Consider the following 10570-nt stretch of genomic DNA (forward strand, 5'->3'; position numbering starts at 1 on the left):
GGTTGTACGGTTCTGCCAACCGCCCTGACATCGACGGCCTGGGCGACTTCACCGGCCCGGTGCTGCACACCGCGCAGTGGGACCACGACCTCGATCTGGCCGGCCGCCGCGTCGCGGTGATCGGCACCGGCGCCAGCGGGGTGCAGGTCGTCCCCGAACTCGCCAAGACCGCCGGGCGCGTCACGGTCTTCCAGCGCACCCCACCCTGGATGGTGCCCAAGGATGATCGTCCTTACACCGCAACCGAATTGGCCCGCTTCCGGCGCAGCCCGCTCGCGCTGCGCCGCACCCGCTGGCAGATCTGGAAGTTCCAGCACGACAACACCGCGACTTTCGCCGAGGACCCCGTGGTGACCGCGCGCGCCCAGATCGCGACGTCGTTTCTCGAGCGCACCGTCGATGACGAGCCGCTGCGCCGGGCGCTGACTCCGGACTATCCGTTCCGCTGTAAACGGGTGTTGCTGGGCGACGACTATTACCGGGCGTTGCAGCGCGACAACGTCGAGCTGGTCACCGACCCCATCGCCCGCGTCGGCCCAGCATCGGTGACGACGGCGACGGGTGGGGAAGTGGGCGTCGACGCCATTGTGCTGGCGACCGGCTTCGAGACCTCCCGCTACCTCTGCGGCATCGACGTCGTGGGCGCCGGCGGCCGTCGGCTGCACGAACACTGGGGCGACGACCCATCCGCCTACCTGGGGGTCGCGGTCAGCGGATTCCCCAACTTCTTCATGCTCTACGGCCCCAACACCAACCAGGGCGGCAACTCCATCGTCTACATCCTCGAAGCCGGGGCGCGGCTGGTCGCCAGCGCGGTGAGCCGCCTGGCGCGCCGCGGCGGATATCTCGACGTGCGCCCGGAGGCCGAAAAGCGGTACAACGACACACTTTCCGCGGACCTGGAGCGCACCATCTGGACGCGGTGCGACAGCTACTTCCGGTCGCCGACCGGGCGCATCGTCACCCAATGGCCGTACACCGAGCTGGACTACGCCCGCCGGACGTGGCGGCTGCGGCCAGGGGAGTGGATCCATGGCCGGGTTGGCGACGATGCCGGTGTATCCAGCGTCGGGGTCGGCGCGCGGGGCTAACCGCCCGGGCCCATGCGGTGCCGCGTAATGACCCAAACACGGTGGGCGTATTTATCTTCAGGCTGATTCTCAAGGCTGCCGCCCGGTGGCCCGATCGTTAACATTCTTAAAAAAGTTCGGTGCCACACGGGGCTGTTTGGCACATCATCATGGTTGGTGGTGGAAGGTGTGGTTGACGTGGTGAAGCTGCTGCCACCCGATACGGCCCGCCGGCCGCTGCGGCTTCCCTGGCTGAGCCTCCTGGGCGTTCTCGCCATCGTCGTCGCCACGACCGCGATCGTGCTGAAGAACCTCCCTGCGGGTGGTTCGAACGAGATCCTCAACGTGTCCTACGACCCGACGCGCGAATTGTATGCGGCGCTGGACAAGCGATTCGTCGCGGACTACCACGCGCACAACGGAACAACGCTGAGCATCAAGGAGTCTCACGGCGGCTCGGGGCGTCAGCTTCGCAGCGTGCTCGATGGCAGTCAAAAAGCCAGCGTGGTGTCCCTGGCGTTGATCAGCGACATCGACACGCTCAGCAAGCGGGGCCTGATCGCCGGCAACTGGCAACAGCGGCTACCGAATGCCTCGGTGCCCTACACGTCGACCGTCGTCTTCGTCGTCCGCAAGGGCAATCCCAAGGGGATCCACGACTGGCCCGACCTGATCAATCCCGAGGTGGCCGTGGTGTCCCCGAATCCGCGGACGTCCGGCAACGGTCAACTGAGCGTGTTGGCGGCCTGGGGTGCGGTCACCACCCGCGGTGGCACCCCGGCGCAGGCGACCGCATACGTGAAGTCGCTACTGCAACACGTCGCGGTTTCCGACGCCGGTGCCCGCAGCGCCGGAGACAGCTTCGCGCTGGCCAAGATCGGCGATGTCCAGCTGACGTGGGAGAACGAGGCGCTGCGCGAGGTGGCGGCGAACAAGGACGAGCTGGAGCTCGTCTATCCGCCGGTCAGCATCCTCGCTCAGCCCGCGGTGGCCTGGGTCGACGCGAACGTGACCGATCCCGCGACGGCGGCCCACGCGAAGGCGTACCTCGAATACCTGTTCACCGACGCCGCTCAGGAACTGGTGGCGCAGTACGGATACCGGCCCTTCAAGCCGGCGATCCTGGCCAAGCATGCCGACCGGCTGCGCCCGCTGACCCTGTTCCCGGTCAGCGCCATCGCCAAGGACTGGAGCGACGCCCGGGAACAGTTCTTCGGCACCAACGGAATCCTGGACACGATCTCGGCGCCCGCCGCGGCGTCGGGTGCTTAGCGGAAAGACGTCGACATCGTGGGTGTGCGTGTGAATTACGACCTGGTGAAGGGTCGGCATGATGTGATCGCCGGGCTGACCGTCGCCGCCATATCGTTTCCCCAGGCGATGGCCTACGCCCTGATCGCCGGGGTGGACCCGAGATTCGGCGTGTACTCGGCGATCGTCGTGACCATCGTCGCCTCGATCTTCGGGTCGTCCTCGCATTTGATCAACGGGCCGACGAGCGCCATCTCGCTGCTGGTGTTCACGGCGCTGGCCTTCATCGACTCGGAGAACTCCAAGGAGCTCTTCGAGGCGCTTTTCCTGCTGGCCGTGTTGGTGGGCGCGTTCCAGATCGTGATCAGCCTGTTCAAGCTCGGCAACCTCACCCGCTACATTTCCGAGTCGGTCATCATCGGCTTCATGGCGGCCGCGGCGTTCCTGCTCGCCATCGGACAGCTGGGCAACGCGCTGGGCGTGCGCGACAAGGGCAACGGCCACATGCAGGTCTTGCGCCGCGTCTGGCTCACGCTCACCCACGGCGATCACATCAATTACCGCGCACTCACTTTGAGCGCGTCGGCGGTGGTGCTGGCCGTCGTCCTGCGCAAGCTGGTGCAACGCTACGGCTGGCCGCAGGTCGACATGCTCGCGGTGCTCGTCATCACCGCGCTGATCGCCTACCTCGCCGGGTGGTCGACGCCGGGCGCGGGCGGCCATACCGCGGTGTCGGTGGCCGCCAAGATCCCGCGCAGCCTGCCCGGGCCGCATGTCCCCGACGTCCACACGGAGTGGCTGCCGCATCTGTCGACCGGCGCGCTGGCCATCGCCTTCGTCGGCATCATCGAGGCGCTGTCAATCGCCAAAGCCATTGCCTACCAGACACAACAGAAGATCGACTACAACCGTCAGATCATGGCCGAAGGCCTGGCCAACCTGACCGGCGGCTTCTTCCAAAGCCTGCCCGGTTCCGGCTCGCTGTCGAGGTCGGCGATCAACTTCCAGTCCGGCGCCGCGACGAGATTCTCCGGAATCGTCTCGGCCGCAACGGTTGCCGCGGCACTGCTGCTGTTCGCCCCGCTGCTGCGCTACGTTCCGCAGCCGGCGCTGGCCGGGCTGTTGCTGGTGACCGCCGCCCGCCTGGTCGATTTCAAGCGCCTGATCTACACGCTCAAGGCGTCCCGCTATGACGCCGGGCTGGTGATCGTCACGGCCTTCACCGGTATCGCCGTCGACCTCGACAAGTCGGTGCTGCTCGGGGTGATCCTGTCGATCCTGCTGTTCGTACCGCGGGCGGCCAAGCTGAAGTCCAAGGAACTCGTCGTCACACCCGAACGCGTTGTCCGCGAGCGGATTCCGGGCGACTCGCCGGATCCCTCGATCGTCATCTACGACCTCGAAGGCGAGTTGTTCTTCGGGGCGGCACCCGAACTCGACCGCTACCTGTCGGCGATCAATCAGCGAATCACCGACGGCGGCATCGCGTTCGTGGTCCTGCGGCTCAAGCGGGTGCGCCACCCGGACGTGGTCTGCATCGAGCGCATCGAGCACTTCCTGCGTGAGGTGACCGAGCGCGGCGTCACCGTCCTACTGGCCGGGGTGCGCGACGATACGCTCGGCGTCTTGAACAACGTGGGCTTCAAGAGCTGGTTCCCGGCCGAGCAGGTCTTCCCCGAAGAAGACGAGGAATTCTCGGCCACCCTCAAGGCGGTGCGCTACGCCCACAACAGGCTGGCGGAACTGAAGGTCAAGGAGCCCTTCACCAGCGCGCCCGAACTCGCCCCGCACTCCGAGCTGTACTACCTGGTCTAGCCGCCGGCGGTCACCCGGGCCCGTTCGGTCATCGAGGCGATGACCCCGCCGTCGTTGAGGATGTCGGTGCCGGTGAGGTATCCGGCCTTGTCGCTGGCGCAGAAGGCGAGGAGCTCGGCCATCTCCTCCGGCTTACCCCACCGCGGGACCGCGGCGTTGGCGACCATCGCGCCGGCGCCGGCCTGCTCCTCGAGCCTGCCCATCTCGGTGTCGATGGAACCCGGCGACACCGACACGATGCGCAGTCCGCGGGCGTTGAAGCGCTCCGCCTGCGACTGGCTGTACCACTTCACGAAGCTCTTGCTGATGGCGTATGCCAGACCCGATCGCGCGTCTTCGGGGGCGATCTCGCATGCCGCGAGCATGGCGGCCATAAAGGCGTCCAGGTCATCCAGCGCCCGCGGAAATTGGTCTGCCGGAACGATTTCCGCGGGCAACATGTGCGCCGCCATCGATGCCACGTTGACGATCACGGCGCCCTCGTCGGCGACCGAGAAGAACTCCTCGTTCACGTTGACGGTGCCGACGGCGTTGGTTCGCATGACGTAGTCGGCGGCGCCCATGCTGGGGCTGACCCCCGCGGTATGGATGACGGAGACCACCGGACCCAGACCCCCGGCGGTCTTGAGCAGATCCGCGACCGCCTGCCGGTCGGTGACATCGCAATCGACCACTGTGGGGGTGATCCCGATGTCCTGCAGCGTCGCGGCCGCGGCCGCCAGCCGGTCCTGCCTGACGTCACACAGCACCAGGGTGTGGTCGCGCCCGACGATTTTCGCCGTGGCCTGCCCCATCCCACCCGCGCCGCCTGTGATCACCGACACTCGATTCATACCTGGACCGTATACGCCGGGCGGCGGGCTAGTGCGGGCGGACGGAACCGTCGGCTTCGAGGTGGGGGTGACCGCTGTGCCGGATGGCCGTGCCGAAGAACGGCGCTGTGAGCGTGCCGGCCACGTGGCGGCGATTGATGATCAACGCCGCGATGGCCACCGCGGCGTAGACACCGCAGAGCAGTAGCCGTCCCTGCGTCGAGAAGATCGGGAACTGGACGACGAACAGGCCGAGCAGTGTGCACGCGGCGGCCCGGTTGAACCGCAGCGCCAAGATCAGCGCCACGCCCATCATCGTCTGGGTCGCGGTCAGCAGCACCTCCTCCACCTGGCGGGGGTCGAGTTGCAGGGACAACCCGCCGCCGCCCAGCAGATGGGCGATCGGCAACGACCCGATAAGCAGGGTCCACTGGTTGACCTTGGAGGAGATCAGCGTGGCGATGGCCGCCGTGCCCTTGCCGCGGGTGGCGAAGATGATCGCGATGATGAATTCCGGCGCTTCGGAGGCCAGCGGCGCCAGCCACTGCACCAGCAGGAAGCGGTTGATGCCGAGTTCGGTGCCGGCGGCAACAAGATTGTCGGCAAAGGGCTTGGCGCACAGCAGGATCACCCCACCCGACACCAGGAAGAGGCCGACCACGGCGGCGCGTCGACGACCGTCGGGCAGGTCCCCCAGAGCGGCCGCGGTGCCGATCAGATCGGGCTCTTCGACGCTGCCGTGGCTGATCTTGTACAGGTAGAAGCCGAACCAGGCCAGCAACGCCAGCCCCAACCCGAGATGGATCTGGCCGCTCGCCGGGATGACGAACGCGATGACGCCGGCGATTAACAGGAAGCCGAGTTCGACGCGGTTTGCTGGTTCCAGCGTCAACCCGGTGCGCTTGTCCGAACCGGACTTGCGGGCGACCAGGATGCTGACCAGCACCACGACGGGCCAACCCAGACCCATCAACAACCGGTTGGACCCGGTCATGTTGGCCGCGGCGTATTGCGTGTAATCCGCGTTGTGGCCGGACACGAAGGCGTAGTAGAGGTCGACGGCGTATTCGGGCAGTACCGCGATCAAGGCGAGCAGCGCCGTCGCGAGCCCACCGGAGACGTCGACCTGGGCCGCCTCGGCCGCCCACGCCAGCAAGAAGCTGGCCGCCACCACCGCGGCTCCGAAGATCAGCAGGGCCAGCACGGCGCCGGTGTGCAAGCCGGTCACGCGGACGACCACCGCCGGGGCGACGAACGCGCCGGTGATCAGTCCGGAACGGGTCAGGGTGCGGCGCCGCCAGCCGGCCGTCGGCGAGACGGTGGCTGCGGGCCTGTCGGTGGCGAGCATCGTCATCCTTCGCACTGGCGATCGGGTGGCTTACGTCGACGCGGTGGCCGTGGTGAACCGGTTACCCAACGTACCCGCGGCGGGCGGGCTCAGCAACGCAGTGGGTCAGCGAAAGTGGCGCCGCGCCCAAGCCCGTATTTGCTGCACAGGGCAGTGCAGAAGCAAAAGTTAGGCTGCCCTGATTTCGAACTATGGCAAACCTCGCGGACGGCGGTGCGCCGCGCAGCGAACAGCCGGGCCGCTCATTGGGCGTCCGGACCCATCGCGGCGGCGGCCGCCTGCGCGAAGAGCTCAACGGCCTGATTGCGGCTCAGCGACGCCAGCAGCTGCGCGGCGGCACGCATGGTGTCGCCCACCATCAGGGTCGGGCCGTTGCCCAGGTTCTCGAACGCCTCGGCGATGACGTCGGACACGGCCGCTGCGTCCGAGGGCGCCTCGTCGGGGGAGCCGATCTGGCCGCGGCTGTATTCGAGCGCGCGCAATGCCGGGGTGTTGGTCTTGCCCAGGATCAGGCCCAGGACGTCGACGCCCTTGTCGTGCAGCTCGGCCCACAGCGCCTCGGCGAAGACCATGTCGAAGGCCTTGGAGGCGCCGTAGGCGACCATGTTGGGTCCGCCGGCCAGCCCCGCACCGGAACCGAAGATGACGATGCCGCCGCTGCCCCGCGCCACCATCGCGGGCGCGAAATGGTGACACAGCTGCATGGGCACCATGCAGTTGCGTTGCACCATCGATTCGGCGGCTTCGATCGAATTGGCAAGGAAGGGCTGGAAATTCGGGTCCGCGCCCGCGCAATACACCAGCATCCCGATCTCCAGGTCAGCGGTTGCCTCGGCGATCGCCGCCGCCGCTGCGGGCCGCGCCAGATCGATTGCGACGGTGCGCGTTTGCGCCGATGTCTTGGCTTCGATCTCGGCCGCGACCCGGTCGAGAACGGCTTGCCGGCGGGCCAGCAGCACCACGTTGACACCGCGCTCGGCGAGCCCTTCGGCGAACGCCGCGCCCACCCCGTCGGACGCGCCGGCCACCAGCGCCCACGGCCCGTATTTCGTCGCGAACGTCATCTAGGCGCCCCCGACCGTGGTGATGCGAACCTGGGTGTAGCGGCGGCGGGCGATGCGCCATCCTGCCGGCGTGCGCACGATGTCGTCGTCGTAGAAACCGATCGCGTTGACGCCAGAGCTGTTGTCGCCGGCCATGATCAGGCCGTCGATATAGGTGCGTGCGGTGGCGGTGTCGCCGTGCAGCGTGATGGCCTGGTTGGTCAGGCGGTGCAGCGTATGCCCCGCCAGGGCGTGCACCTGCTCCATGAAGTCGGCCACGGCATCCACGCCTCTCCAGGTGCCGATCTCGCCGTAGTCGAGTTGGCAGTCGTCGGTGAACACGGTGCGAAACAGCGGCCAGTCGCGGCGGTCGATCCCCGTCGCATAGCGCACCAGCAGTTCGGAGATGTCCTGCCGGTCATCGCGTTCGCTCACGGGATGTCTCCATTCGGATGCACGACGATCCGGGGCGGTCCCTCGGACCTGCGGGCCTGATCGAGCGCGTCGGGCACCTCGTCGAGCCCGATGATCCTGCCGACGCTCGGTAGCGGGTCCAATCGGCCCGTCGCGATGGCGTCGAGCGTGCCGTACCAGTCCTGCGGGTGCGGCCCGCCGCCGAACTGGATGGTCACGCCTTGACGGGTGGCGGTGGTGATGTCCAGGGTGTCGCCGGTGTACCAGCCGCCCGCACAGTAGATGCGGGTGCCCATCTCGGCGGATTCGACCAGTTGCTGAATCAGTCCGGACGCGCCCACGCATTCGAATACGACTGCCGGACCGGGCAATCCGCGTTGCGCCCGAACCTCGTTGAACGCCTCGAACGGCGATTTTTCGGCCGGATCGACCACGATGTGCGCGCCGAAGCGGTCGCGGGCCAGCCGGCGCCGGTCGGCTTGGAAGTCCGCGACGACGATGGGTTCCACGCCGCGGCCGGCCAGGGCGGCGACGGCCGAGAGCCCGATCGCTCCCGCGCCGATGACGAGCGGAATCTCGCCCTGCTGCAGCCGCGCCGACCGCACGTAGAACTCGCCCACGGCGAACGCGTCGGTCAATGCGACCGCATCGCTGGACACGTCGCCGGGCACGGGTTTGGCCGCCACTTCCGAAACCACAAGCAGCTCACCGAAACTGCCCTGCGCCTCGGGATGCTGACCGATGATGCGCATCCCACCGGCGCCGCCGTCGACCAGCCGGACCGGCATGGCCGCTACCCGCGTACCGAGGGCGAATTGGTCGGTGCAGCCGGGCCCGTGCCCGATGACCTCGCCGACGAATTCGTGGCCGAGCACGAGGTCGCGCTCGGTGTCGTACAGCGAGCGGCCGGTCGGATCGTCGATGGCAAGTTCGGGATGATCCATGAAGTGCACGTCGGATGCGCAGATCGCGGTGCTCAACGTGCGCAACAGCAACTCACCCGGTCCGGGCTCGGGATCCGGTGTCTCCCGGACCTGTAACCGGCCGTCGCGTAACACCACAGCGCGCAATGCGTTAACTTTCTCGAATAATCGATATAGAATCTCGAATGTTCGTACAACTTTAAGAACGCCGTCGCAAAGGAGTCAAGCGATTCGCGGGTCGACGTCAGCGCCGACCGCCCGGGTGCTCGATGTCGTCGAGCTGCTGGCGCGGTCTGCGGGCGCGCGGCTGCGCTTCTCCGACGTTGTCCGCGAACTCGATCTCACCCAGGCGACCGCGCACGCGATCCTGAAAACGTTGTGCGACCGCGGTTGGGCCAGTCGCGACCCGATCACGAAGACCTTCGCCCTCGGCCCGGCGCTGGCCGTGGTGGCGGCGCGCACGGACACGGCCCGCCCTCTCGCGCATGCGGCGCGGTCCGCGGCGCTGCGGCTCTCCCGCGAGGTCGGCTATGCCTGTTCGGTGGTCGAGAAGTTCGGTGATTCCCTGGTGGTCACCGCCTTTGAGGGTGAACCCGCCACGCAGCCGTCGGGGATACCGGGGGATCGGATTCCCTACGCGCCGCCGTTCGGTGTGGCGATGGCGGCCTGGGACACCGAGGAGGAGCAGCGCGCGTGGATCCGGCGTGGCGCGGGCGGCAATCCCGACCGCACCCAGCGCCTCCAGCAGGTGTTGGCGCACACCCGCGAGCGGGGTTTCGACGTCGACTGGACGACGCCGGCGCTCGCGCAGGCGGTGCAGGTGGTCGGCACGCTGGACAGCAGCGAGATGCCGACTCCGGTGCGCCACATCATGGACCAGCTGCTGGTCGAGTTCACCACCATCGGATTTCTTTCCGACGACAACCCGGGCCGCCGCAAGCAACCCGTGGTGACGATCGCCGCACCGGTTTTCGACGAGCGGGGCCGCGTCGCCCTGATGGTGGCCGTACACCCGCTGTGCGCGTTGAGCGCGCGACAGATCCGGGACATCGGGGAACAGCTGACCGACGAGACGACCGAGCTCAGCGCATCGCCACCGCGGGCGGGCGCGATCGAGGGGGCAGATGGGGCGACTTAAGCTCGACGCATGGAACTGCGGCAGCTGCGCTATTTCGTCGCGGTCGCAGAGGAATTGCACTTCGGTCGCGCCGCCAAGCGCCTGCACATTTCGGGACCGGCGTTGTCGCAACAGATCATCGCGTTGGAGCGCGAAGTGGGCACCGATCTGTTGCTGCGGGACCGGCGCAGCGTCCGGCTGAGCGAGGCCGGCCGTACGTTTCTCCCGGACGCGCGCCGGATTCTGGCACTGGCCGACGACGCCAAGCACCGGCTGCAGCGGACCGCCGCGCAAAGCTCCCCGGTGCGGCTCGGGTACGTCAGCTGGTTGCCCGACGACATCGACGCCCTGGTGGGGTCCGCGGCGGCCTTGCGGCTGGACGAGTGGGTGTTGCCGTCGCACGTGCAGGCGGACCGGGTGGCCGAGGGCACCCTCGACATCGCGTTGGCCTGGATCACCGACGCGCAGGCCAAGCAGCGGGCATTGACTCCGCACCTGCTTCGCGCCGAGCCGCTGAGCGCGGTCGTTCCGGGGGCCGCGTCATCGGAACCGATTGGCGCACGGCATGTCAGCGTCCTCGTCGACGACGACGCGTCGGCATGGTCATCGTGGAATCGGTTCGCCGAAGCCTTCGCCGCCGACACCGGCGCACGTGTCGTCGGAATCAACGACGGCGGCATCACCGGCGACGCGTTCTACGCGCACGTCCGCATGATCGCAGGTGCCGTACTGGAGTCACCCAAGCGCCACACCGCTGCCCTCCCGCCCCGGTTGTGC

General features: G+C 67.8%; 10 protein-coding genes. 5 read left to right on the forward strand and 5 right to left on the reverse strand.

Going from position 1 to position 10570, the window contains the following annotated elements; translation table 11 throughout:
* From A9W96_RS15285 to A9W96_RS15295, 3 genes are all read left to right on the forward strand, one after another.
* The coding region (locus A9W96_RS15285; RefSeq protein ID WP_067140936.1) for an NAD(P)/FAD-dependent oxidoreductase at nucleotides 1-1091 on the forward strand (1091 nt) is incomplete at its 5' end.
* A gap of 168 nt (nucleotides 1092-1259) precedes the next feature.
* Nucleotides 1260-2342 (forward strand): sulfate ABC transporter substrate-binding protein, encoded by a 1083-nt coding sequence (locus tag A9W96_RS15290; RefSeq protein ID WP_369830835.1) that lies wholly within the window; start codon nucleotides 1260-1262, stop codon nucleotides 2340-2342.
* A 24-nt stretch (nucleotides 2343-2366) separates the two neighbouring features.
* Nucleotides 2367-4136, forward strand: a complete 1770-nt coding sequence (locus A9W96_RS15295) for a SulP family inorganic anion transporter (protein WP_231997775.1) — start codon at nucleotides 2367-2369, stop codon at nucleotides 4134-4136.
* Here A9W96_RS15295 and A9W96_RS15300 read toward each other — a convergent pair.
* The 5 genes from A9W96_RS15300 to A9W96_RS15320 form a co-directional block, all read right to left on the reverse strand.
* Nucleotides 4133-4969: an SDR family oxidoreductase gene (locus tag A9W96_RS15300; RefSeq protein WP_082972282.1), complete on the reverse strand. Its 837-nt coding sequence runs from the start codon at nucleotides 4967-4969 to the stop codon at nucleotides 4133-4135. The genes A9W96_RS15295 and A9W96_RS15300 overlap by 4 nt on opposite strands.
* A 28-nt stretch (nucleotides 4970-4997) precedes the next feature.
* Nucleotides 4998-6302: a sodium:proton exchanger gene (locus tag A9W96_RS15305; protein ID WP_066869990.1), complete on the reverse strand. Its 1305-nt coding sequence runs from the start codon at nucleotides 6300-6302 to the stop codon at nucleotides 4998-5000.
* A gap of 236 nt (nucleotides 6303-6538) precedes the next feature.
* The gene (locus tag A9W96_RS15310) at nucleotides 6539-7360 is read right to left on the reverse strand and encodes an SDR family NAD(P)-dependent oxidoreductase (RefSeq protein ID WP_067140939.1); all 822 of its coding nucleotides are present in this window, start codon (nucleotides 7358-7360) and stop codon (nucleotides 6539-6541) included.
* Entirely contained in the window at nucleotides 7361-7774 is a 414-nt protein-coding gene (locus A9W96_RS15315; protein WP_066877111.1) for a nuclear transport factor 2 family protein, read from the reverse strand.
* Complete coding sequence (locus A9W96_RS15320; protein ID WP_066870000.1) at nucleotides 7771-8814, reverse strand: zinc-binding dehydrogenase; 1044 nt, start codon at nucleotides 8812-8814, stop codon at nucleotides 7771-7773. The genes A9W96_RS15315 and A9W96_RS15320 overlap by 4 nt, the downstream gene beginning before the upstream one ends.
* A 124-nt stretch (nucleotides 8815-8938) precedes the next feature.
* Between A9W96_RS15320 and A9W96_RS15325 the strand changes: the two genes are divergently transcribed.
* Both A9W96_RS15325 and A9W96_RS15330 read left to right on the forward strand, forming a co-directional pair.
* On the forward strand, nucleotides 8939-9814 hold the full coding sequence (locus A9W96_RS15325; protein ID WP_067140942.1) for an IclR family transcriptional regulator: 876 nt from the start codon (nucleotides 8939-8941) through the stop codon (nucleotides 9812-9814).
* 9 nt (nucleotides 9815-9823) lie between these two features.
* Nucleotides 9824-10570: LysR family transcriptional regulator (locus A9W96_RS15330; protein WP_067140945.1), on the forward strand; the 747-nt coding region annotated here is incomplete at its 3' end.

This window comes from Mycobacterium sp. 1245852.3 (genome assembly GCF_001669335.1).
Classification (GTDB): Bacteria; Actinomycetota; Actinomycetes; order Mycobacteriales; family Mycobacteriaceae; genus Mycobacterium; species Mycobacterium europaeum_A.

Bases quoted from the DNA above. Each gene is read 5' to 3' on its own strand.
- A9W96_RS15310 (WP_067140939.1), bottom strand. From the start codon at position 7,360: ATGACGTTCGCGACGAAATACGGGCCGTGGGCGCTGGTGGCCGGCGCG.
- A9W96_RS15305 (WP_066869990.1), bottom strand. From the start codon at position 6,302: ATGACGATGCTCGCCACCGACAGGCCCGCAGCCACCGTCTCGCCGACG.
- A9W96_RS15300 (WP_082972282.1), bottom strand. From the start codon at position 4,969: ATGAATCGAGTGTCGGTGATCACAGGCGGCGCGGGTGGGATGGGGCAG.